23 protein-coding genes are annotated in these 23,039 nt (G+C 67.4%); 18 read left to right on the top strand and 5 right to left on the bottom strand.

Annotated features, from left to right (window positions below; translation table 11 throughout):
- Nucleotides 1–30 precede the first annotated feature (30 nt).
- Nucleotides 31–1,203: a hypothetical protein gene (locus tag J2852_RS15260; RefSeq protein WP_209876921.1), complete on the bottom strand. Its 1,173-nt coding sequence runs from the start codon at nucleotides 1,201–1,203 to the stop codon at nucleotides 31–33.
- Between the two features lie 210 nt (nucleotides 1,204–1,413).
- Here J2852_RS15260 and J2852_RS15255 point away from each other — a divergent pair, with 210 nt between their 5' ends.
- A complete protein-coding gene (locus tag J2852_RS15255) occupies nucleotides 1,414–1,707 on the top strand; it encodes a con-10 family general stress protein (protein WP_209876918.1) in 294 nt (97 codons plus the stop codon).
- Nucleotides 1,708–1,783: 76 nt separating this feature from the next.
- On the opposite strand, the gene leuB is transcribed toward J2852_RS15255, so the two are convergent.
- Together leuB and leuD are read right to left on the bottom strand one after the other, a co-directional pair.
- Entirely contained in the window at nucleotides 1,784–2,899 is a 1,116-nt protein-coding gene (gene leuB, locus J2852_RS15250; protein ID WP_209876910.1) for a 3-isopropylmalate dehydrogenase, read from the bottom strand.
- A 108-nt stretch (nucleotides 2,900–3,007) separates the two neighbouring features.
- Nucleotides 3,008–3,622 carry a 3-isopropylmalate dehydratase small subunit gene (gene leuD, locus J2852_RS15245; protein WP_209876908.1) on the bottom strand — a complete coding sequence of 205 codons (615 nt, stop codon included), beginning with the start codon at nucleotides 3,620–3,622 and terminating at the stop codon, nucleotides 3,008–3,010.
- Between the two features lie 277 nt (nucleotides 3,623–3,899).
- Between leuD and J2852_RS15240 the strand changes: the two genes are divergently transcribed.
- The 3 genes from J2852_RS15240 to J2852_RS15230 all read left to right on the top strand — a co-directional run bounded on the left by J2852_RS15240 (nucleotide 3,900) and on the right by J2852_RS15230 (nucleotide 7,037).
- Complete coding sequence (locus tag J2852_RS15240) at nucleotides 3,900–5,516, top strand: hypothetical protein (RefSeq protein WP_209876906.1); 1,617 nt, start codon at nucleotides 3,900–3,902, stop codon at nucleotides 5,514–5,516.
- Between the two features lie 71 nt (nucleotides 5,517–5,587).
- Nucleotides 5,588–6,592, top strand: a complete 1,005-nt coding sequence (locus J2852_RS15235; protein ID WP_209876904.1) for a glycosyltransferase family 2 protein — start codon at nucleotides 5,588–5,590, stop codon at nucleotides 6,590–6,592.
- Between the two features lie 10 nt (nucleotides 6,593–6,602).
- Complete coding sequence (locus tag J2852_RS15230) at nucleotides 6,603–7,037, top strand: GtrA family protein (protein ID WP_209876902.1); 435 nt, start codon at nucleotides 6,603–6,605, stop codon at nucleotides 7,035–7,037.
- A gap of 320 nt (nucleotides 7,038–7,357) precedes the next feature.
- Here J2852_RS15230 and J2852_RS15225 read toward each other — a convergent pair whose 3' ends face one another.
- Entirely contained in the window at nucleotides 7,358–7,624 is a 267-nt protein-coding gene (locus J2852_RS15225; protein ID WP_209876900.1) for a DUF4242 domain-containing protein, read from the bottom strand.
- 241 nt (nucleotides 7,625–7,865) lie between these two features.
- Between J2852_RS15225 and J2852_RS15220 the strand changes: the two genes are divergently transcribed.
- The 5 genes from J2852_RS15220 (at nucleotide 7,866) to J2852_RS15200 (ending at nucleotide 13,222) form a co-directional block, all read left to right on the top strand.
- On the top strand, nucleotides 7,866–8,177 hold the full coding sequence (locus tag J2852_RS15220) for a hypothetical protein (RefSeq protein ID WP_209876898.1): 312 nt from the start codon (nucleotides 7,866–7,868) through the stop codon (nucleotides 8,175–8,177).
- A 44-nt stretch (nucleotides 8,178–8,221) separates the two neighbouring features.
- On the top strand, nucleotides 8,222–9,055 hold the full coding sequence (dapF, locus tag J2852_RS15215) for a diaminopimelate epimerase (protein ID WP_209876896.1): 834 nt from the start codon (nucleotides 8,222–8,224) through the stop codon (nucleotides 9,053–9,055).
- The gene (gene mtaB, locus J2852_RS15210; protein ID WP_209876894.1) at nucleotides 9,052–10,311 is read left to right on the top strand and encodes a tRNA (N(6)-L-threonylcarbamoyladenosine(37)-C(2))-methylthiotransferase MtaB; all 1,260 of its coding nucleotides are present in this window, start codon (nucleotides 9,052–9,054) and stop codon (nucleotides 10,309–10,311) included. The genes dapF and mtaB overlap by 4 nt, the downstream gene beginning before the upstream one ends.
- Nucleotides 10,312–10,326: 15 nt before the next feature.
- Nucleotides 10,327–11,631 carry a signal recognition particle-docking protein FtsY gene (ftsY, locus tag J2852_RS15205; RefSeq protein ID WP_209876892.1) on the top strand — a complete coding sequence of 435 codons (1,305 nt, stop codon included), beginning with the start codon at nucleotides 10,327–10,329 and terminating at the stop codon, nucleotides 11,629–11,631.
- Nucleotides 11,632–11,695: 64 nt separating this feature from the next.
- Nucleotides 11,696–13,222 carry an AMP nucleosidase gene (locus tag J2852_RS15200; protein ID WP_209876890.1) on the top strand — a complete coding sequence of 509 codons (1,527 nt, stop codon included), beginning with the start codon at nucleotides 11,696–11,698 and terminating at the stop codon, nucleotides 13,220–13,222.
- 37 nt (nucleotides 13,223–13,259) lie between these two features.
- Here J2852_RS15200 and J2852_RS15195 read toward each other — a convergent pair whose 3' ends face one another.
- Nucleotides 13,260–14,963, bottom strand: a complete 1,704-nt coding sequence (locus J2852_RS15195; protein WP_209876888.1) for a methyl-accepting chemotaxis protein — start codon at nucleotides 14,961–14,963, stop codon at nucleotides 13,260–13,262.
- A 241-nt stretch (nucleotides 14,964–15,204) separates the two neighbouring features.
- On the opposite strand from J2852_RS15195, the gene J2852_RS15190 reads away from it, so the two are divergent.
- The 9 genes from J2852_RS15190 to J2852_RS15150 all read left to right on the top strand — a co-directional run bounded on the left by J2852_RS15190 (nucleotide 15,205) and on the right by J2852_RS15150 (nucleotide 22,931).
- Nucleotides 15,205–15,435: a type II toxin-antitoxin system Phd/YefM family antitoxin gene (locus J2852_RS15190; RefSeq protein ID WP_209876887.1), complete on the top strand. Its 231-nt coding sequence runs from the start codon at nucleotides 15,205–15,207 to the stop codon at nucleotides 15,433–15,435.
- Complete coding sequence (locus J2852_RS15185) at nucleotides 15,435–15,821, top strand: type II toxin-antitoxin system VapC family toxin (protein WP_209876886.1); 387 nt, start codon at nucleotides 15,435–15,437, stop codon at nucleotides 15,819–15,821. Before J2852_RS15190 ends, J2852_RS15185 begins: the two co-directional genes overlap by 1 nt.
- A 99-nt stretch (nucleotides 15,822–15,920) precedes the next feature.
- Nucleotides 15,921–16,973 (top strand): lipid A deacylase LpxR family protein, encoded by a 1,053-nt coding sequence (locus tag J2852_RS15180; protein ID WP_209876885.1) that lies wholly within the window; start codon nucleotides 15,921–15,923, stop codon nucleotides 16,971–16,973.
- Nucleotides 16,974–17,141: 168 nt separating this feature from the next.
- Nucleotides 17,142–17,705 (top strand): septation protein A, encoded by a 564-nt coding sequence (locus tag J2852_RS15175; protein ID WP_209876884.1) that lies wholly within the window; start codon nucleotides 17,142–17,144, stop codon nucleotides 17,703–17,705.
- Nucleotides 17,702–18,631, top strand: a complete 930-nt coding sequence (gene puuE / locus J2852_RS15170; protein ID WP_425514381.1) for an allantoinase PuuE — start codon at nucleotides 17,702–17,704, stop codon at nucleotides 18,629–18,631. The genes J2852_RS15175 and puuE overlap by 4 nt, the downstream gene beginning before the upstream one ends.
- Before the next feature lie 150 nt (nucleotides 18,632–18,781).
- Nucleotides 18,782–19,870, top strand: a complete 1,089-nt coding sequence (locus J2852_RS15165; RefSeq protein WP_343206752.1) for an SPOR domain-containing protein — start codon at nucleotides 18,782–18,784, stop codon at nucleotides 19,868–19,870.
- Nucleotides 19,871–20,119: 249 nt separating this feature from the next.
- A complete protein-coding gene (locus tag J2852_RS15160) occupies nucleotides 20,120–20,512 on the top strand; it encodes a response regulator transcription factor (protein ID WP_209876882.1) in 393 nt (130 codons plus the stop codon).
- Nucleotides 20,509–22,701 carry a 3'-5' exonuclease gene (locus J2852_RS15155; RefSeq protein ID WP_343206751.1) on the top strand — a complete coding sequence of 731 codons (2,193 nt, stop codon included), beginning with the start codon at nucleotides 20,509–20,511 and terminating at the stop codon, nucleotides 22,699–22,701. Before J2852_RS15160 ends, J2852_RS15155 begins: the two co-directional genes overlap by 4 nt.
- Nucleotides 22,698–22,931 (top strand): hypothetical protein, encoded by a 234-nt coding sequence (locus J2852_RS15150; protein WP_209876880.1) that lies wholly within the window; start codon nucleotides 22,698–22,700, stop codon nucleotides 22,929–22,931. The genes J2852_RS15155 and J2852_RS15150 overlap by 4 nt, the downstream gene beginning before the upstream one ends.
- Nucleotides 22,932–23,039: the final 108 nt, after the last annotated feature.

Here is a 23,039-nt window from a genome sequence, read left to right as displayed (position 1 = left end):
GCGGGGGCCGAGCGGCCCCCACCTCCGACACTACGCGGGTTCCAGTTCCAGAACGCGGCGCGGGGCGGCGGGATCGGCTGGCTCCGCCCTCCCCTCCGTCGCCGCTCCGGTCGCCGGGCAGATCAGGTCGCAGAGCTGGCGCAGCCGCCGGAAGCTCAGATCCCGGTCGAGCGCCGACGCCGCGTGGCTGCCCAGCGCCTGCAACGTCTTGCGCACCGCGGCCTCGTCATCGCCGAAGCCGTAGTTCTCCACGAAGGCGTGGAACTCGGCCTGATCGCTCTTCGAGGCCCGCAGCAGCGTTTCGAGCTGAAGGATCGTGCGCACCCCGTGGCTGCGCAGGAAGAGGAAGGCGTCCCCTTTCGCCACCAGCAGAAGCTGCGCCTGCCCGACCCAGTCGATGCATTGCTCCAGCCCGAAGGGCGTCTTCAGATAGATCTCGATGGGATTGACGTGGGCCAGCGCGTAGGCGTCGTCCACCCACAGCTCGCGCAGGCGCACGGCGGTGTCGTAGCTGATGCCCTCGATGACGGTCAGGGACGGAGGCTGCGTGTTGTTGGCGATGGACTTCTTCTTGCGCAACGCCCACTCGGTCACCGTCTCGAACATCTCGATGGAGAAGTAGCCGGTGAAGAAGCCGATCACCGGCAGGCTCTGGTCCAGCCCCAGCTGGCCGAGGCTGTCCATCCCGCTGTGCATGGCATGGTTGACGAAGATCGACAGCACCATGCCGAACAGCATGTACAGGCAGATGCGGTAAATGGTGGTCGGCCCGATGTCGCGCGCCTGGGCACGGCGCAGCAGATGTTGCAACGACCACAGGAACGCCCCCAGGAACGCCGCCTGCATCATCAGAAAGCTGGTCGCGGCCTGCTGCTGGGCATCCTTGCCGACCAGGGTGCCGTACAGGATCTCGTACTTCTGAAAGGACACCTCGTCCGACGTGTCGAGAACCAGCAGCGACGATCCGACGATCACGATCACCGTGAACATCAGCGTCGGAATAACGTAGCCGTGCACGCCCTGGGTCTGCTCGTGCTTTTCCATCACCTTCCCGTAATCGGCGCCGGTGATGGCCGGAAAAGCCTGCTTCAGCGCCTCCGCCTCCGTCGTGATCCGGTCATTCAGCATCTTCGGCCAGACGAAGCCCGAAACAATCGCAAAGCAGGCGAACAACAGCATTACAGAAAAGTCGAACCACATCATGGCGACCCCAGCATACCGGCGTATGCATTATTTTGGAAACTCTGGAATTATCGCAATTTTTCTTTTGTTCCGCCAATAAAAAGGGCCGACAAAGACGGTTTGGTTCGCCGCCACCTCCGAATTGGCGCGGCTCGCGGAATTCACCTCCCCGTTCGGAACCAACTTGCGCCCTCCCCGGTTTCAGGCACGTGGCAGAGGTGGAGGTTGAAGATGGCCTCGAAGGACAACGGGCGCACGTCGAACCGCGGCTTCGCGTCGATGGATCGCGACCGGCAACGTCAGATCGCCAGCAAGGGCGGGGAAAGCGTGCCGGCCGATAAGCGCAGTTTCTCAAAGAACCCAGAACTCGCCGCGGAGGCTGGCCGCAAAGGCGGACGCAGCGTCCCGGCATCCTCGCGCAGCTTTTCGCGCAACCCGTCGCTTGCGGCCGAGGCCGGCCGGAAGGGCGGTCAGGCCAGCCACGGCGGCCGGGGCGCAGCCGCCCGTCCGGATGGAGGCGACTGACGCACCCCGAAACGGAAAAGCCCCCCTCCTGGGGAGGAGGGGGGCTTTTCCGTAACGGACCTTGGAACGGCGCCGATCAGGAGGCGAGCTTGTCCAGCTCGCGCAGGATCGAGTCGCCCATGACGGTGGTCGAGCAGCGGGCCATGCCCGGCGCCATGATGTCTGCCGTGCGCATGCCGCCGGACAGCACGTTCTGCACCGCCTTCTCCAGCAGCCCGGCGTCTTCCGCCAGGTCGAAGGAGTAGCGGAGCGCCATGGCGAAGGACAGCAGCGTGGCGCAGGGGTTGGCCAGATCCTTGCCCGCGATGTCCGGGGCCGAGCCGTGGACCGGTTCGTACATGGCCTTGCGGTTGCCGTTGGCGTCCGGAGCGCCGAGCGAGGCCGACGGCAGCATGCCGAGCGAACCCGTCATCATCGCCGCCTCGTCCGACAGGATGTCGCCGAACAGGTTGTCGGTGACGATCACGTCGAACTGCTTGGGGTTCTTCAGCAGCTGCATGGCGCCGTTGTCGGCGTACATGTGCTCCAGCGTGACGTCCGAGAACTCCTCCTGGTGGAGCTTGGTGACTTCCTGCCGCCACAGGAGGCCCGACTCCATCACGTTGGCCTTCTCCATCGAGTGGACCTTGTTGCCGCGCTTGCGCGCCAGCTCGAAGGCCACGCGGGCCACGCGGCGGATCTCGGAGGTGGTGTAGACCTGGGTGTTGACGCCGCGACGCTCGCCGTTGCCGATGTCGGTGATGCCGCGCGGCTCACCGAAATACACGCCGCCGGTCAGCTCGCGCACGATCATGATGTCGAGACCCTTGATGATCTCGGGCTTCAGGCTCGACGCATCGACCAGCGCGTCGAACACCACGGCCGGGCGCAGGTTGGCGAACAGCCCCAGCTCCTTGCGCAGGGTCAGCAGGCCGGCTTCCGGACGCTTGGTGTAGTCGGAGGGGTTGTCCCACTTCGGGCCGCCGACGGCGCCCAGCATCACCGCGTCCGAGGCCAGCGCATCGGCCAGCGTCGCGTCGCTGAGCGGAACGCCGTAGGCGTCGATGGCCGCGCCGCCGACCAGCCCCTCGGTGACGTCGAAGGTCACGTTGCGCTTGCGGTCCATCCAGTCGATGACCCGGCGCACCTGGCGCATGACCTCGGGACCGATCCCGTCACCAGGCAAAAACAGAAGCTTCTTATTGGCGGGCATGGCGCACGCACTCCCCGTTTTGGAGACTTCGTCAAGAGGTTCTATCGGTGGACCCGGCGCCTGGGAAGTGGCCCCAAAGCGCTAAGCCCACAAGCACCGTGGGTCCAATCAGCCCCACAGCCAGGGCTGGCCGCCGGCGCGCTGCTTGGCCTCGAACGAATCGATGGCCGCCGACTGCTGCAGCGTCAGCCCGATATCGTCCAGGCCGTTGATCAGGCAATGCTTGCGGAACGGATCGACCTCGAAGCTGATCTTGCCGCCGTCCGGACCGGTGATCTCCTGCTTCTCCAGATCCACCGTCACGATGGCGTTGGAGCCGCGCGAGGCGTCGTCCAGCAGCAGGTCCACCTGCTCCTTCGGCAGCTTGATCGGCAGGATGCCGTTCTTGAAGCAGTTGTTGAAGAAGATGTCCGCGAAGCTCGGCGCGATGATGCAACGGATGCCGAAGTCGGCCAGCGCCCACGGCGCATGCTCACGCGAGGAGCCGCAGCCGAAATTGTCGCCCGCAACCAGGATCTTGGCGCTGCGGTAGGCCGGCTTGTTGAGGACGAAGCTGTCGACCTCCTTGCCTTCGGGCGTGTAGCGCATCTCGTCGAAGAGGTGCTTGCCGAGCCCGGTCCGCTTGATGGTCTTCAGGAATTGCTTGGGAATGATCATGTCGGTGTCGACATTGATCATCGGCAGCGGCGCCGCAACACCGGTGAGAACCGTAAACTTTTCCATCGCCAGAATCCTGTCGCGCTAAGAGGCGCAAGCATGTGCATGCAGAGGTCCGGTGAATAGCAGACCCGTCCCGCCATTGCCAGAGGAAGCTTGCCGGGACGCCCGCGCGCACAGCGCGAAAACGCATGGGCAGCCACAACAGAACGCAATGATCTTACCCGCAATGATCCTGCCCTCTGAGACTTTGCCCGCAACTTTGCCACAGCGTTGCGGCCTTGATGCGGAACGTCCCCTCGCCTACCAAGGGGCCACCAACCGCCACGGTCCAGTCCCTCCCATGCCGATCCTGTCCATCGACGATCCCCGCGCGCGCCGGGCAGCGCTCGCCTTCCTGGTGCTGGCCCCTCTGCTTTACGGCCTGCTGGCGTTGGCGCTGGGCATGGATGCCAACTGGGATCTGCGGAACTACCACTGGTACAACGCCTACGCCTTCCTGACCGGCCGCCTGGGCATCGACCTGCTGCCGGCGCAGATGCCCACCTTCTACAACCCGCTGCTGGACGTTCCGTTCTATCTGCTGGCCAGCACTCTGCCGGCGCCGGTGGCCGGCTTCATCTGGGCCGCCTTGCAGGGGCTGAACCTGTCGCTGCTGTTCCTGCTGGCCCACACCACCCTGCGCATCGGAACGCCGGGGCAGCGGGTGGCGCTGGCGGCGGTGCTGGCGCTGATGGGCGGGCTCGGCGGCGGGACGCTGGGGCTGCTCGGCACCACCTTCCACGACAACATGGTCAGCCTCGGCGTGCTCGGCGCGCTGGTGGTGATCGCCGGCGGGCTTCCGGGCCTGCTCGACGGGCCGGCGCCACGGGCCTTCGGGCGGGTCGCGCTGGCGGGCGTTCTGGCCGGGGCGGCCATGGGGCTGAAGAACCCGACGGTCATCTACGCGGTCGGCCTATGCCTCGCCTTCCTGGTGCTGCCGGCGCGGCCCTGGCGGCGGCTGTGGCTGGCCTTCTTCTTCGGGATCGGCGTGCTGGGGGGCCTTGCCCTGTTCGCCGGATTTTGGATGGCGCACCTGTGGCACGACTACGGGAACCCGGTGTTCCCGCACATGAACCATGTGTTCAAGTCGCCCTTCGCGGCCATCTCCGATTACGTCAACGTCGGCTTCTTCCCGGCCTCCACGCTGGAGAGGCTGTTCTTCCCCTTCTTCTTCACCTTCGCCCCGCTGAAGGTCGGCGAGGTGCCGTTCCTCGACCTGCGCGTCCTGATCCTGTTCGTGCTGGTGCCGGTGGCGGCGGCTCTGGCACTGCTGGCGACGGTGTTCCGGCTGCGGTCGGAGCCGCTGGCCGATCCGGCGGCGTCCCGCTTCCTGCTGACGGCCATGGCGGTGACCTACGCGCTGTGGGTCGTCATGTTCTGCATCTACCGCTATCTGGTGCCGCTGGAGATCCTGGGGCCGGTCGCCATCGTCATGGCGGCGGGACTGCTGCCGGTGGCGCGCACCGCGAAGCTGGCGGTGGCCGGCGTCCTGCTGGTGCTGGCCCAGGCGACCATGCAGCCGGCCGACTGGGGCCGCGTGCCGTGGAGCGCCCGCTGGGTCGAGGCCGAGGTGCCGCCCATCGAGGCGCCCGAGGACACCATGGTGCTGATGGCCGGCTACTGGGCGATCTCCCACGTTATTCCGGAGTTCCCGGCCCGCGTGCGCTTCGTCCGCATCCAGTCGAACTTTCTCCAGCCGGACTCCGTGGGGAACGGTTACCTCGCCCTGCTGAAGGACAAAGTTGGGGCGCACCGGGGCCGCTTCCTGATGCTGAGCACCGTTCCGGACACCGCCGGGGCGGCCAAGGCGGCGGCTCTGCTGGGATTGCGGGTGGATCAGCAGGATTGCCGCGCGATTCCCAACAATTTGGGGGAGCCGCTCAACCTGTGCGCGGTCCAGCGCGTGACGATGGATTAAAGACTGGGTTTGTGGTGTTTATCCGACCATCAGCATCGTTTTGACGCAAACGCCCCCCGAGGCAAACGCCCATGACCGTCTCCACCATCGACCGCCCGGCTCCCTCCGTGACCGCGCCCCGCGGCACGGCTCCCGTCGTCGCCGTGCTGATCCCCTGCTACAACGAGGAGGCGGCGATCGAGGCGGTCGTCCGTAACTTCCAGGCGGCGCTGCCGGACGCAACGGTCTACGTCTACGATAACAACTCCTCCGACCGGACGGTGGAAAAGGCCAAGGCGGCCGGCGCCGTGGTCCGGCACGAGCCGTTGCAGGGCAAGGGCAACGTCATGCGCCGCATGTTCTCGGACATCGAGGCCGACGTCTACGTGCTGGTGGACGGCGACGACACCTACCACGCCCCCTCGGCCCCGCTGCTGGTGCAGCGGCTGTGGGACGACCAGCTGGACATGGTCAACGGCGCCCGCGTCACCGACATCGTGAAGGCCTACCGGCCCGGCCACCGCTTCGGCAACAAGCTGCTGACCGGCATCGTGCGGCAGATCTTCGGCGACCGCATCCAGGACATGCTGTCCGGCTACCGCGTCTTCTCGCGCCGCTTCATCAAGTCCTTCCCGGCCCTGGCCAGCGGCTTCGAGACGGAAACCGAGCTGACCGTGCACGCGCTGGAGCTGCGCATGCCGATCGCCGAGATCAAGACGCCCTACAAGGACCGTCCGCCCGGCTCGCACAGCAAGCTGAACACCATCCGCGACGGCATCCGCATCCTGAAGACCATCCTGATCCTGGTGAAGGAGGAACGGCCCCTGCCCTTCTTCTTCGCCATCTTCGCGGTGCTGGCGGCGGCCTCCGTCATCCTGGCCTGGCCCATCGTGGCGACCTATTTCCAGACCGGGCTGGTGCCGCGCCTGCCCACCGCGGTCCTGTCCATGGGCCTGATGCTGCTGGGCTTCCTCAGCCTGACCTGCGGGCTGATCCTGGACACGGTCACGCTCGGCCGGCGGGAGGCGAAGCGCATGCGCTATCTCTCCATCCCCGCGCCGGGCATCCATCCCGTCCGCCGGCCGTCGGAAGGATGAGCGCCGAGGGATGAGCGATCTTCGGGCATCGCTGCTGGAAAGCCGGCTCGGCCGGCTCGCCGTGCAGTTCGGCAAGTTCGGCGCCGTGGGCGTGGTCGGCCTCGTGGTCGATACGGCGGTGGTTTACGCCCTGGTGTTCGGCGTGGGCCTGGAGTTCTTCGCCGCCCGCGTTCCGTCCTTCCTGGCCGCCGCGACGACGACCTTCGCTCTGAACCGCGCCTTCACCTTCCGGGGCGCGCGGGATGAGCCGCTGCATCGCCAGTGGGTCAAGTTCATCGCGGCGAACGCCCTTGGCGGTGCCGTGAACTACGGCGTGTCGGTCGGCCTGGAGGCCGCTTTCCTGGTGGTCGAGACGCACCCGGTCCTGGCCGTCGCTGCCGGGTCCATCGCCGGCATGTTCCTGAACTTCGCCGCGTCCAAGCATCTGGTCTTCAAGGGGGCCTGAGCGCGAACCGGCGTCAGGCCAGCCGAAGGGCGGCCCAATTGTGCATCCCCACCCAATTGTGCATCGTTGTGCAGATTGTGCAGAGGCGCCAATCTGCACAACGGCCCAAAACTCGCCTTTTCTCTTTTGCCGTCAGTACCTTGCACCGAATTGTTCGTGTGCGTTCATGTAGCAGTCGCTGCACAACGATGGATACGCAATGGGGTGGATACGCGATGGCGGGCGCACGATCCGGCGCGCGGGCGCGGATCGCCCGTTGACGCCGGAAGCGTACCGGAATTTTGCGAACCGAACAAGAACGTGCGGTTGTGGACCGCGTGTTACGGAGGCGGCAGGTCCATGGCCTCGACCACGCGGGTGTAGGGCAGGCCCGCCGTGTCGTTCAACCGGCGCACGGCGTCGGCGTCGCTGGCGTCGAACAGGCACATGCAGCGCCCCTCGCCCGGCACGAACACGCTGCGCAGATAACGCACGTCCTCGCCCTTCTCCGCCATGCTGCGGCCGGTTTCGATGGCGCGGGCCTGGGCTGCCGCGAGGTCGGTCATGCTGATGCCCTTCAGGTCGCGCTCGGCCATATAGACGGTCATGTCGGTCCTCCCCTCTGTTCAAGGTAAATGGACCATCAGCGTGCTATCGTTTTCGGGCAGTATGCCACGTCCGGCCGGCCAGGATCCCTGCGTATCCGGACATCCGGCCACCCCGGGAGTAGAGCCTCCTGCCGGTTCGAGCATGGTCCGATGATGAATTGTGCACCGCCGAAAAAACGCCGAGAATTCACAATCCCCACCTGCCCAGCTGTCGGCCCCCGGACGGGGCCTGGAGGGCTCCATGAGCAACGGAGACGTGCTGTGGGCATGGGTCGCGGGCATCCTGGTTTCGCTGGTCCTGCTTGGTGCGCTGCCGCAACACAAAGGGCCGAAGGACGCCACGGCCTATGGCGAGAACTTCACACTGCCGGAGGCGACGCTCGGCGCCGCGCAGTGGGACCTTGATGCGTGGGAGCTGACCGGCGGCACGCCACCCCGATCCAGAGCGGCCGATGCGCTGTATGACATGATGGACCTGTTCGAACGGATCGTCCCGGAACGGGAACTGCTGGACGGGAACCTGGCCATCGCGCAAGAACCGCCGAAGAATTGAGCGCCCATGGACTCCGCAGGGCACATCGCCATATAACGGCGGTCATGACCCGCGAATTCCTGAAGATGCACGGGCTCGGCAACGACTTCGTCGTGATCGACGCCCGCAAGACGCCGTATTCTCCGGCCGAGGCCGAGGTGCGCGCCATCTCCGACCGCAAAACCGGGGTGGGCTGCGACCAGTTCATCGTGATCGAGCCGGCGAAAACGACGGGCACGGCGGGATTCATGCGCATCCGCAACGCCGATGGCGGCGAGGTGTCGGCCTGCGGCAACGCCTCGCGCTGCGTCGGCTGGCTGCTGATGGAGGAGAGCGGGTCCGAACGCGTCACCTTCGAGACCAACGCGGGCATTCTGGAGGCACGGCGCGCCGGCGAAGGGCTGGTGACCGTGGACATGGGTCCGGCGCGGCTGGAGTGGAACCAGATTCCACTGGCCGGCCCGGCCGACACGCTGCGGGTCGACGTGGCCCACGGCGGCTTCGAGGGGCCGGTCGCGGTCAACATGGGCAACCCGCACGCCGTCTTCTTCGTGGACGACGCCGAAGCGGTGCCGCTGGCCGAGGTCGGCCCGGTGTTCGAAAACCACCCGACCTTCCCCGAGCGCACCAACGTGGAGTTCGCCCAGGTGCTCTCCCCCACCAGCATCCGCATGCGGGTTTGGGAGCGCGGCGCCGGCATCACGCGGGCCTGCGGCACCGGGGCCTGCGCGACCATGGTCGCGGCGGCGCGGCGCGGGCTGGTCGGACGCAAGGCCGACGTCATCCTGGATGGCGGTACCCTGACCATCGAGTGGCTTGAGGACGGCCGGGTTCTGATGACCGGCCCGATCGCGCTGAGTTTCACCGGGCGGCTGTCGCCCGAACTGGTTCACGTATGAGCGACCCGCTTTCAAAAGATCCTGAGATCGTCACCTTCGGCTGCCGTCTGAACACCTACGAGTCCGAGGTGATGCGCACCCACGCCCGCAACGCGGGCCTGGAGGACGTGGTCATCGTCAACACCTGCGCGGTCACCTCGGAGGCCGAGCGGCAGGCGCGCCAGACCATCCGCAAGCTGCGGCGCGAGCGGCCGAACGCCCGCATCGTGGTCACCGGCTGCGCCGCGCAGATCGACCCGCAACGCTACGGCGCCATGCCGGAGGTCGATCAGGTCCTGGGCAACCAGGAAAAGCTCCAGCCCGAAAGCTGGGGTCTGCCGCCGGCCGAGAAGGTGGTGGTCAACGACATCATGTCGGTCAAGGAGACCGCCGGCCACCTGATCGGCGGTTTCGAGGACCGGGCGCGCGCCTTCGTCCAGGTGCAGCAGGGCTGCGACCATCGCTGCACCTTCTGCATCATCCCCTACGGGCGCGGTCCCTCTCGGTCCGTCCCCATCGGGGCGGTGGTCGAGCAGGTGCAGGCCCTGGTCAAGGCCGGCTACAAGGAGGTGGTTCTGTCCGGCGTGGACATCACCAGCTACGGCCCCGACCTGCCGGGCACGCCGACGCTGGGGCAGATGGTGCGCCGGCTGCTGGCCCTGGTGCCGGACCTGCCGAGGCTGCGCCTGTCCTCGCTGGACTGCATCGAGATCGACGACGACCTGTGGCGGCTGATCGAGACCGAGCCCCGGCTGATGCCGCACCTGCATCTGTCCTTGCAGGCCGGCGACGACATGATCCTGAAGCGCATGAAGCGCCGGCACCTGCGGGACGACGCCGTCGCCTTCTGCCGGCGGGTGCGGACGCTGCGCCCCGACATCGTGTTCGGCGCCGACTTCATCGCCGGCTTCCCGACCGAGACCGAGGAGATGTTCGAGAACACGCTGCGGATGGTCGAGGACTGCGGCCTGACCTGGCTGCACGTCTTCCCCTACAGCCCGCGCCCCGGCACGCCGGCCGCGAAGATGCCGCAGGTGGACGGCGCCGCCCGCAAGGAGCGCGCGGCCCGGCTGCGCGCGCTGGGTGCGGAAGCCGAGGCGCGCACGCTGGCGTCGCTGGTCGGGCGCGAGGTGTCGGTCCTGATCGAGAAGGACGACCTTGGCCGCACCGAGCATTTCGCCGAAATCCGCCTGGGCACGCCCCAGCCCCCCGGCTCCGTCCTGCGCGCGGTCGTGACCGGCGTCGTGAACGGCAAGCTGACCGGTTCCCCCCTCTGACCTATCGGACACCCCATGATCCTGCGTTGGTTCGGCCGCAAGAAGCCCGAAGAGGAAGCCCGCAAGGACGAGCAGAAGCCGGCTGAAACGCCGGTCGAGACTCCCGTCGAAACGCCGGTTGAGACTGCGGTCGAGAGGGCCGCGCCCGAGACGCAGCCTGAACCGGCGCCCGAACCCACGCTGGCGCCCGACCTGCCGCCCCCGCCCGCCGTCGAGACGCCGGCCCCGCCGCCCATCGCTCCGCCGGACCAGCCGGAGGTGCGGGAGGATCGGCCCGAGGCCGTCGCCGAGGAGGCCGCTCCCGAAGTTGTCGAGGAGCCGGAAGCGCTCGACCTGACCGAGGAGGCCCCGCCGGCCCCCGTTGCGGCGCTGACCGCCGAGGAGGAGAAGCCCAAGAAGGGCTGGTTCACCCGGCTGAAGGAAGGGCTGTCGAAGTCCTCGTCCAAGCTGACCGAGGGCATCACCGGCATCTTCACCAAGCGCAAGCTGGACGACGAGGCGCTGGAGGAGCTGGAGGAGCTGCTGATCACCGCCGACCTCGGCCCGACCACGGCGGCCAAGGTGACGGCGGAGCTGGCGCGCACCCGCTTCGGCAAGGAGGTCTCGCCGGAGGAGGTCAAGACCACGCTGGCCGCCGAGGTCGCCAAGATCGTCGGCCCGGTCGCCAAGCCGCTGGAGATCAACAAGGCTCTCAAGCCGCACGTCATTCTGGTGGTCGGCGTCAACGGCACCGGCAAGACCACGACCATCGGCAAGCTGGCCCGCCAGCTGCGCGCCGAGGGCAAGACGGTGATGCTGGCCGCCGGCGACACCTTCCGCGCCGCCGCCGTCAGCCAGCTGAAGATCTGGGGCGAGCGCACCGGCTGCCCGGTGGTCGCCCGCGACACCGGCGCCGACGCCGCCGGCCTCGCCTTCGACGCGCTGGAGCAGGCGCGGCGCGAGGGCGTTGACGTGCTGCTGATCGACACCGCCGGCCGCCTCCAGAACAAAACCGGCCTGATGGAGGAGCTGCGCAAGATCGTCCGCGTCATCAAGAAGATCGACGAGACGGCGCCGCACACCACCCTGCTGACGCTGGACGCCACCACCGGCCAGAACGCCCACAGCCAAGTCGAGGTGTTCCGCGACATGGTCAACGTGTCCGGCCTGATCCTGACCAAGCTGGACGGCTCGGCGCGCGGCGGCGTGCTGGTCTCGCTGGCCGAGAAGTTCAAGCTGCCGGTCCACGCCATCGGCATCGGCGAAGGCGTGTACGACCTGCGCCCCTTCGACGCCGACCAGTTCGCCAAGTCGCTGATGGGGTTGGAAGAGGTGCGCTGACAGCACCTCCCCCTTTCGGCACAAGCCCCTTCAATCCGGGCGAAGCGGGCGCTATGTCAGGGACATGACTTACAGCGCACCGCTTCCGCCCGGCCCAGCCGGGCAATTCGACGACGCCGAATCCGCCCTGGCCCGCGTCAAAGACATTTACGACCGCAACACCGCGTATCTGCGGGACCGCTTCGCCGCCTTCACGCGGGGCGAAGATGCGGGCAGGCGGCAGCAGGCCTTCTACCCCTACGTCCAGATCACCACGGCGTCGGGCGCGGTGGTGGACACGCGGCTGGCCTACGGCTTTGTCGAGGGGACGGGGACCCACCGCACGTCGGTGACCCGGCCCGACCTGTTCGACCGCTATTACCGGGAACAGTTCTCGCTTCTGCTGCGCAACCACGGCGTCCCGCTGGAGGTCGGCGTCAGCGAGGAGTCCATCCCGATCCATTTCGCCTTCCCGCACGGGATGCACGTGGAGGGCGACCTGACGCCGGAGCGTCTGGCCCGCCTGCCCGACCTGTTCGACCTGCCCGACCTCGCCCGCATGGACGACACCATCGTCAACGGCACCTACGAGGCGGCCATGGACGCGGTGAAGCCGCTGGCGCTGTTCACCGCGCCGCGCGTGGACTTCTCGCTGCACCGGCTGCGTCACTACACGGCGACGGCACCGGAGGATTTCCAGAACTTCGTCCTGTTCACCAACTACCAGTTCTACGTGGACGAGTTCATCCGCCTGTCGCGCGAGGTGATGGAGCCCACGAGCGATCCGGACTTGGCGGCCTACCGCCGCCAGTACGACCGCTTCGTCGAACCCGGCGAGATCGTCACGCACAACCGCAACCTGGACGGCAGCGGGTCGCCGGAGGGTGTTTCTCCGGTGAACGGGTCGAAGCCGCCGCGCATGCCGCAGATGCCGGCCTATCACCTGACACGGCCGGATGGGAACGGCATCACGCTGGTCAACATCGGCGTCGGTCCGTCCAACGCCAAGACCATCACCGACCACATCGCCGTGCTGCGCCCGCACGCCTGGATCATGCTGGGCCACTGCGCGGGGCTGCGCGGCACGCAGCGGCTCGGCGACTATGTGCTGGCGCATGGCTACGTGCGCGACGACCATGTGCTGGACGCCGACCTGCCGACCTGGGTCCCCGTCCCGGCGCTGGCCGAGGTGCAGCGCGCGCTGGAAACCGCCGTGGAGCGGGTCACCGGCCTGTCCGGCTATGATCTGAAGAGCATCATGCGCACCGGCACCGTGGCGACCATCGACAACCGGAACTGGGAACTGCGCGACCACCGCGAGCCGCTGATGCGCTTCAGCCAGAGCCGCGCCATCGCGCTGGACATGGAAAGCGCGACCATCGCGGCCAACGGCTTCCGCTTCCGCGTGCCCTACGGAACGCTGCTGTGCGTGTCGGACAAGCCGCTGCATGGTCAGCTGAAGCTGCCGGGCATGGCCGACCGCTTCTACCGCGAGCGGGTGGACCAGCATCTGAAGATCGGCGTGCTGGCCATGGAGCTGCTGCGCGAACACGGGATGGACACCCTGCATTCGCGCAAGCTGCGCAGCTTCGCCGAAGCCGCGTTCCAGTAACCGGTCAGCCCGGCAACCGGTCGGCAGCTTGGCGGCGTCAGGCGGCCTTCACATCGGCCAGGAACCGGCGAACTTCCTCGCGCAGCATCTCGGCTTCCTGGGAGAGGCTGCGGGCCGCGGCGAGCACCTGGCTCGCGGCGCTGCTCGTGCTGGTCGCCGCTCCGCGGATGCCTTCCACGTTGTGCGACACTTCCTCGGTTCCGCGCGCCGCCTCGTTCACGTTGCGGCCGATCTCCTGGGTCGCGGCGCTCTGCTCCTCCACCGCTCCGGCGACGGAGGTGGACACCGCGTCGATCTCGGCGATGATTCCGCTGATCTCGGAAATCGAGTTCGCGGTGTCCGCCGCGACCTTCTGCACCTCACCGACTTGGATGCCGATGTCCTCGGTCGCCTTGGCCGTCTGGTTGGCGAGCGCCTTGACTTCGCTCGCCACCACGGCGAAGCCCTTGCCGGCTTCTCCGGCACGGGCCGCTTCAATGGTGGCGTTGAGCGCCAGCAGATTGGTTTGGCTGGCGATGCCGCTGATCAGCGCCACGACTTCGCCGATGCGCTGGCTGGCGGCGTCCAGGCCGCTCACCAGTTGGGAGGTGTGGCGTGACCGTTCCGCCGCCTTCTGGGCAATGTCGCGCGACTGGCCGGTCTGCCGGCTGATCTCGCGAATGGAAGTTCCCAACTCCTCCGAGGCGGCGGCGACGGTCTGCACGTTCGCCGAGGCTTGGGTCGAAGCGGCGGATGCGGCGGACGACTGCTGGGTCGTCTGCTCGGCAATCGCGGAGAGCGACTGCGCGGTCGCTTCCAGTTCGGTTGCCGCAGAGGCGAGCGCATCGAGAAGCCGGCGGGCATCGGCATCGAAGCGGTTCGTCAAGCCCTCGATCGTCGAGGCGCGCGCAAGCTGAGCCCGCCGCTCGACGTCCTGCTGCGCCTCAAGCTCGCGGTTGCGCACCATGTTGTCCTTGAAAACCTGCGTCGCTTGAGCGATGTCGCCGATCTCGTCCTTGCGGGCGGTACCATAAACCTCCACCGCGAGATCACCTTCCGCCAAGCGGCGGAGGCACCCGACGATGGTGCGAATGGGCACGACGATCCCCTTGCGCGAAATGACGAGCGCGATGAGGAAGCCGACCCCAATTCCCGTCGCCGCGACGAGGATCATGATCCAGCTCGCCCGGTGGTACGTCGCTTCCGCTTGTGTGGCGAGGGCCTCAGCCTCCTTGTCGCTCTTGTCCGTGTAGGCCCGAAGAGCCGATTCAAGCTTTTCAGCGGCAAGCCGGCTTAGCTTTCCTTCGTTGACGAGCTCCCGTTGAACGCTCGACAGCGCGATGGAGCCGGAGAGGGACTGCGCGCGATCGAGCGTCCCTTTCAGCTCTTCTTTGTAAACCGTGTAAGCACGTTCGATGTCCTCGATCAGGCGCGCCTCCTCCGCTTCCGCTGTTTTGCGAAGCAAGATCAGGCGTTCTTCGAGCTGCTTTTTTTGGTATTCGATAACCTCAAGGGATTCCTTGATATTTTCCCCCGACGGATCGGCAGCAATGCGGTATTCAGCCCGATTGAGGGACAACACATTCTGACGCAGCCGCGCGGCGGTGGTTCCTTCCGAGCCCGCAAGCTGAGCACCTTGCGCGGCCTCGTTGAGCGACGACAGAGACGTGACGCCCACACCCGCGATTGCGACCGCTAAAAGGGACAGAAGGCTGATGAGCCCCATGACCTTGGTCGCGATCCGCATGTTTGAAAGCTGCATACCATTGCTCCGATCAGGATCAGGGACTTCCGCCCTGAGCGTCGGAAATTCTTTCATAAGATTGAAATGAACTGTTACTGAAGGCATATCCAAAACAGATGCCTGATGCGCAATCCGCACATACTATCGTATGCTATAGACCGGTGAGACACGCTGGACGACTCACACATCGTCCATCGCGCACCGTTGACTTAGTCCAGTGCCTTAGTCTACATCGCCGCCATTCGAGAGCGGGCGGACCATGGCGAAGACGGTCAACATTCACGAAGCGAAAACCCACCTCTCGCGGCTGCTGGAACAGGTGTCGCGGGGTGAGGAGGTCATCATCGCCAAGAGCGGCAAGCCCATCGCGCGGCTGGTCGCCATCGACGATGGGCCGGCCGACCGCGCGCCGGGCGTCGCCAAGGGGCAGTTCGCCGTCACCGCCGCCTTCTTCGACCCGCTGTTCGACGACGAGCTGGGGTGGCAGTGATGCGGATCCTGCTCGACACGCACGCGCTGCTCTGGTGGCTGCTGGACGACCCGCAACTGTCGCGCAAAGCGCGGGCGGCCATCGCCAACGGTGGGAACGAGGTGCTGACCAGCACGGCCTGCGCGCTGGAAATCGCCACCAAGGTCCGGCTCGGCAAGCTGCCGGAGGCGGCCGTGCTGGTGGATAAGCTGGACGATTTCCTGGTCCGCAGCCGCATCGGGGTGCTGGACGTGACGCTGCCGCACGCGCTGCTGGCCGGAAGCCTCGATGCTCTGCTGAAGGACCCGGTGGACCGCATCCTGGCGGCGCAAAGCCGCATCGAGGCCATGCCGCTGGTCACCGCCGACCCGGTCTTCGACGGGTTGAGCGTCGAGACCCTCTGGTGAGTTTTCCTTGATGACCCATTGCCCCCTCCGAAAGGGTAGGCGCCAAACACAGCCCAAGCCCCATCTTGCGGTGCGGTGCAACGGCGGAGCGGAGGCGGGATGAGGGTGCGTGACGGTTGGCTGGCGGCGTGCGTGCTGGCGCTGATGAGCGTATCGGCGCAAGCGCAGGATCAAGCGACGCCGGAGCAAGGGACGCCGGATCAAAGAGCACTGGAGCCGGCCGGCCCGTCCATCGGATTCTGGATCGACAACGACCTGTTCGGCGGCGGCACCGACCGTTATTACACCAACGGTTTCCAGTTCTACTATTTCTCCGGCGACCGGCCGACCTACGGCAACCTCGACTGGCTGGCGCGGCTGGTGCCCTGGATCGGGCCGGAGGGCGTGCGACGCTACGGGTTTGCCATCGGGCAGAACATCTACACGCCGAGCGACATCACGCGCCCCGTGCCGAACCCGAACGACCGGCCCTACGCCGGGTGGCTGTACGGGCGGATCTCCTTGATTTCCGAAGTGCCGCGCCATGTGGACCGGCTGGACCTCGACCTCGGCGTGGTCGGGCCGGCCTCTCTGGCGGAGCAGACGCAGAAGGCGGTGCACGAGATCGTGCGCGGCGCCAAGGATCCCAAGGGCTGGGACTATCAGCTGCGCAACGAGCCGGGCGTCGTGCTGAGCTACGAGCATGTCTGGCGCGACGAGCGGCCCAGCCGTTTCGGGCCTTTCGAGGCGGACTTCAGCCCGCATGTGGCGGCCAGCGTCGGCAACGTGCTGACCTTCGCGGCGGTGGGGGCGACGGTGCGGCTGGGCGGCAACATGCCGGCGCCGGTCGGCGCGCTGGTCATGCGCCCGACCATGAGCATCCCCTATCAGGAGGGCAGCGACCAGCGGGCCGGGCGTCCAGCCTTCGCGTGGTACGTCTACGCCAGCGCCGAGGCGCGCGCGGTCGCCCGCAACATCTTCCTGGACGGCAACAGCTACGAACCGGGGCCATCGGTGGACAAGCACCCGCTGGTTGGCGGGCTTCAGGTCGGGTTGACGCTGCGGTACGGGAGTTTCGGGTTCACCTACGCCCAGAACATTCTGACGCCGGAGCACAAGGGGCAGAAGTCCGCGACCAATTACGGGTCGGTGCGGGTGTCGTTCCAGTTCTGACGCCGTTCCGGCCCTCGTCCCCGCCATGCCCGTTGCAAGGCTGGGCCGCCGGAAGCGGTAGGAACTCGCCACACGAAAGGAATGAGGACCGCGCTCTTGTGTGAGGGATGCCACGGGCGCGCCGCTTCCCCCCTTTATCGAAGGGCCGGTTCGGGCTATGTCAGGGGCATGAACCAGTACGCGCGACTGCTGATCGAGGCCGGCCCGCTCGCCGCCTTCTTCATCGCCAATTCCCAGGCCGGCATCATGATCGGCACGGCCGTCTTCATGGCCGCGACGACGGTGTCGGTCATCGTGTCCTGGCACTTCGAACGCAAGGTGCCGATCATGCCGGTGGTCGGCGCCGCCTTCGTGCTGCTGTTCGGCGGGCTGACGCTGTGGCTTCAGGACGACCTGTTCATCAAGATCAAGCCGACGCTGGTCAACCTGCTGTTCGCCACCGTACTGTTCGTCGCGCACGTCACGCACCGCAACGTGCTGAAGCGCATCCTGGGCACCGTGCTGAACCTGACGGACGAGGGCTGGCGGACGCTGGCCATCCGCTGGGCGTGGTTCTTCCTGCTGCTGGCCGCCATGAACGAGGCGGTGTGGCGGACCATGAGCACCGACGCCTGGGTGAACTTCAAGGTGTTCGGCATCATGCCGCTGACGCTGCTGTTCAGCGCGTTCCAGGCGCCGCTGATCCTGCGCCATCAGGTTCCCGAGGAATCCGCCGAGAAGCCGACCGCATGAGCCCCAATCCAATGAACCGGGCCTACCCGCGCGACCTGATCGGTTACGGCGCCCGGCCGCCGCACGCCAACTGGCCGGGCGGCGCGCGGGTGGCGGTGCAGTTCGTCATCAACTACGAGGAAGGCGGCGAGAACTGCGTCCTGCACGGCGATGCGGCGTCGGAAGCCTTCCTGTCGGAAATCGTCGGCGCTCAGCCTATCCCGGGCATGCGGCACATGAACATGGAGTCGATCTACGAATACGGCTCCCGCGCCGGGTTCTGGCGGCTGCACCGGATGTTCACCGAGCGGCACATGCCAGTCACCGTCTACGGCGTCGCCATGGCGCTGGAGCGCAACCCGGACGCCGTCCAGGCCATGCTGGAAGCGGGGTGGGAGATCGCCACCCACGGCTACCGCTGGATCGACTACCAGCATCTGCCGGAGGAGGTGGAGCGCGAGCACATGCAGCGCGCCATCGCCATCCACACGCGGGTCACCGGATCGCGCCCGCTGGGCTGGTATCTGGGGCGGTGCAGCCCAAACACATGGCGGCTGGTGTCGGAGGAAAGCGGCTTCGTCTACAACGCCGACTCCTACGCCGACGACCTGCCGTACTGGGACGACGTCTATGGTCGGCCGCAGCTGATCGTGCCCTACACGCTGGACGCCAACGACATGCGGTTCGCGACGAACCAGGGCTTCAACACGGGCGAGCAGTTCTTCACCTATCTGAAGGACAGCTTCGACGTGCTGTACGCCGAGGGCGCCGACCAGCCGAAGATGATGTCGGTCGGGCTGCATTGCCGGCTGGTCGGCCGGCCGGGGCGCGCAGCGGCGCTGGCCCGGTTCCTGGATTACGTGCGCGGGCACGACAAGGTGTGGGTCGCCACGCGGCTCGCCATCGCCCAGCATTGGATGGCCGAGCACCCCTATCGGAAGGATTAAGCCGGGGCTCCGGTCATTTCTTTCTCACGGCATCGTGTCGCATGGCCGTTTGATCGAACGTGGAAATACAGTAGAAAGAATTACCACCGCTTTGCCATCCGCCTGGATGGCGGTGATGGCCCTTGTGATCTTTTCGGGTGCGTGTCCGCCGTGACGTTCAAGGACGAAATGAAGGCCGCCGGCAAGTCGTCGAACGACGGGACCGGTGCTTCCGGGGCGGAGAGCGAGGACATTGCCAAGCTCCTGCGCGCCCTCAACGAAGATTTGAAGCACGACCCGGCCGACGACGACATCGCCGATCTGGACGACGAGGTCGAGCCGAAGGCCGAGCGCCATCTGCCGTTCGGCAAGATCGCCGCCGCGCTGGTCGCCGCGGCGGGCGTGGGCTTCGCCGTCGTCATGCTGGACCAGGAGGAGGCGCCGACCGCCCCGCCGGTTCAGGCCGTGGCGCCTCTGATCACCGCAGCGCCCGCGCCGGGTGGATCGTCCATTGGGGCGAGCGGGGCGAACGCGCCGGCCGCTCCGACCTCGGCCGCGAAGGTCACGCCGAGCCAGCCGGAGGCGTTGATCGCCCGCGCGCCGGCACCGAGCGCGGTGCCCCCTGCCCTGCCGCCGGCCGTGGAGACCGCTCCGCCGAGCAGCCAGCAGCCCAGCCCGCCGCCGGCCCTGAAGGTTCCGGAACCGCCGCCGCCCGCGCCCGTCCAGACCGTCACCGCGCCCAGGCCGCCGGCGCCGGAACCCGTCGCCAAGCTGCCAGAACCCCCGCCGCCCTCGCTGGCGGTGAAGGCCCCCGAGCCGGTGAAAACGGAGCCCGTGAAGGCCGAACCGCCCCCCGCCAAGCCGGCCGAGCCCGTGAAAACCGCCAAGGCGGAGACGCCGGAGCTTCAGGCCATGCTCGCGCCCAAGGCCGCCAAGCGTGCCCCGGCGGAGCCGAAGGCGCAGACCGCATCGGTGGACGAAAGCGCCGTCGATTCGGCGGCGCCCGCCGCCAGCGCGCCGAGCGGACGCTACGCGGTGCAGCTGGGGTCCTTCCATGTGGCGGAGAACGCCGAGGCGCTGGTGCGCAAGCTGCAAGGCAGCGGCTACCGCGCCTACGCGCTGGACTGGACCGACGCGTCACAGCAGTCCTGGCGCGTGGTCCGCGTCGGCGGCTTCGGCGACAGCGCCGCCGCCAAGCGCGTGGCGAACCAGCTGAAGGCAAAGGTCGGGCTGGATCCGGTGGTCGTCAGCACCCGCTGACGCGATGGGGTTCAGCACCCGCTGACGCGGTGTGGCCGTCAAGCCTGCGACAAACTGTCCTTACCCGCTTTTGTAAGCCTGTTTCTCTATGAAAAGCCCGTCCGCAATTTCGGTATTGCGGGCGGGCTTCGTCTTGATCTGCCGTTATCCTTGCCGCTAACATGGGTTTGAACGGGCTCGCATATTAGAACCAACGAAGCCCAGGCAAAGCCGGCACCACAGACCGGCGCATCGGAGGAAGCCCTGCCCATGAAGCCGACGATCCTGGTCGCCGACGATGAGCCCAGCATCGTCCTTTCCCTGCAGGTGCTGTTGCAGAAGGCCGGCTTCGACGTGCGCATCGCGCGCGACGGCGAGGAAGCCCTGCAATCGGTCGAGGCGAGCCCGCCGGATCTGGTCCTGCTGGACGCCATGATGCCCAAGCGCGACGGCTTCGACGTCTGCCAGTCGCTGCGCGCCAACCCCGCCTTCCAGGCGCTTCCGATCATCATGCTGACGGCCAAGAGCCGCGACGTGGAACGGCAGAAGGGCATGGCGCTGGGCGCCACCGACTACATCACCAAGCCGTTCTCGACCCGCGACCTCGTCATGATCGTGCGCAAGTACCTGACACCCCAGGATGCGCGGGAGACCCTGCCGTGACGGTGCCGGCGGTGGAAAGCCCCACCACGACACACGCAGGCGCCGCGCAGGGCAGCGCTCCTCCGGTAGCCCCCCGCCGGCTGGTGCCGCTGGTCTTCAAGGCGACGGGCGCCGCCCTGGTCGCCCTGTCGGTCGGCGGGGCCATTGGGCTGAGCAACAGCGGATCGGCCGACCCGCTGACCACCTACGCGGTGCTGATGACCTCGGCCGTGGCGCTGGGGGTATGGGGGCTGTGGTTCACGGTGGACCGCTACCTGCTGCGCGCGGCGGAAACGCTGAGCCGCGAGGCTGGGCTGATCGCCCATGGCACGGCGGCGGCGCGGGTGCCGCTGGCGCGCTACGGCGACCTCGTGCCCATGGCGAAGGCGGTCAACGACCTGTCGGACAAGCTGGCCGCCGCCCGCCGCGACACCGCGCGCGCCGTCGCCGAATCGACCGCCAAGGCGGAGGAGCAGAAGACGCGTCTGGCCGCCGTGCTGCGCGACCTGCATGAAGGCGTGCTGGTCTGCAACCTGAAGCACCAGATCCTTCTTTACAATCAGACGGCGCTGGACATCCTGCACCTGACCGGCGACCTGGGGCTGGGCCGTTCGCTGCTGCATTTCGTGGTGGCCGAGCCGGTGATGCACACGCTGGAGCGGCTGACGCTGCGCGTGCGCGAGGGGCGCCACGTCAACCACGAGCACGGCACGACCGCGCAGTTCGTGGGCGCGACGACGGACGGGCGCATCCTGCTGGCCGGTCGGATGAGCGCCATCTTGCAGGAATCCGACGATCCGGACGCGACGCCGACCATCACCGGCTACGTCATCACCCTGTCGGACGCGACCAGCGAACTGGCCGTGCTGGGCCAGCGCGACGCGCTGCTGCGCGAGGCGACGGAGGGCTTCCGCCAGCCCATCGCCAACCTGCGCGCGGCGCTGGAGACGCTGAGCGACTATCCCGACCTGGGGCCGGAGGAGCGCGCGGCCTTCGACGCCGCCATGATGGAGTCCTGCAACACCCTGTCGGACCGGCTGGAGCATGTGACGGCGGAGTACCGCAGCGTCGTCACCGGGTCCTGGCCGATGAGCGACATCCACTCCAACAACCTGATCAACCTCGTCCGCCACCGGGTCGGGCCGGACGCGGCCTACAAGGTGACGCTGACCGGGCTGCCGCAGTGGGTGCACGGCGACAGCTACACGCTGGTGATCCTGTTCGGATACCTGATCGAGTACGTCTACGCGCTGACCGGCGTGGCCGCCTACGACCTGTCGGTCGAGCATGAGGGGCAGTGGGTCTATCTGGACATCACCTGGCAAGGCCCCACGGTGCCGAGCGGCATCGTGGACAGCTGGCTCGACCACCCGCTGCCGGACGCGCTGGGCGGCCTGACCGTCGGCGACGTGCTGCAACACCACAAGAGCACCATGTGGAGCGAGCCGGTGAAGGGCCACGAGGGCTGCGCCCGCCTGCGCGTGCCGCTGCCGCCCGCGCTGAAGCCGCCCTCGGCGCACACGCAGGTCCAGCCCTCGGCCCGGCCGGAGTTCTTCGACTTCTCCCTGCTGCACCAGCCGCTGGCGACCAGCGAATTGGGCCGGACGCCGCTGGACCAGCTGCATTACGTGGTGTTCGACACGGAGACCACCGGCCTGTCGCCCAGCAACGGCGACGAGATCATCCAGATCGCCGCCGTGCGCATCGTCGGCGGGCGCATCCTGACCGGCGAGACCTTCAACACGCTGGTCAACCCGAAGCGGCCGATCCCGCCGGAATCCGTCCCCTTCCACGGCATCACCGACGACATGGTCGCGGACAAGCCGACCATCGACAAGGTGCTGCCGCAGTTCCGCGCCTTCGTCTCGGGCGCGGTGCTGATCGCGCACAACGCCGCCTTCGACCTGAAATTCCTGAAGATGAAGGAGCGCGCGGCCGGCGTGCAGTTCGACAGCCCGGTGCTGGACACCATGCTGCTGTCGCGGATGCTCCAGGGCGACGACGGCGACCATACGCTGGACGGCATCGCCGAACGGCTGGGCATCGAGGTGGTGGACCGGCACACGGCGCTGGGCGACAGCCTCGTCACGGCGGCGGTGTTCCTGCGCATGGTCGAGATGCTGAAGGAGCGTGACGTGACGACGCTCGACGACGCCATTCGCAGGGCCAACATCATCGTCGAGCTGGCCGCGCGGGAGCGGGCCTTTTGAGCCGCGAGGCCGGCAAGCCCCCCTCATCCCCGCCGACGCGGGCGGGTTCCGAACGCCTGATCGCGCTGTTCCTGTTCGGGCTGGTCGCCTTCAACCCGCCGCTGCTGCGCGTGTTCGGGGTGGGCGAGACGGTGTTCGGTGTGCCGTTGCTGTACGTGTACGCGCTGGGCGTGTGGGCGGCGTTGATCGGGCTGTCGGCCATGTTCCTGGAACGCGGAGGGCGATCATGAGAGGGCGTGCCAACGCCCTTGCGGTGGGCCCCCATCCCGACCTTCCCCCACCTGTCGGCGGGGGAAGGAGCTTTGTTCCCTCCCTCGCCTCTCGCGCAAACCAATGGT

The organism is Azospirillum soli (assembly GCF_017876165.1).
In the GTDB taxonomy this organism is placed as follows: Bacteria; Pseudomonadota; Alphaproteobacteria; order Azospirillales; family Azospirillaceae; genus Azospirillum; species Azospirillum soli.
Note: the sequence above shows the minus strand (reverse complement) of the source record. Positions and strands in the feature narration are given on the sequence as shown.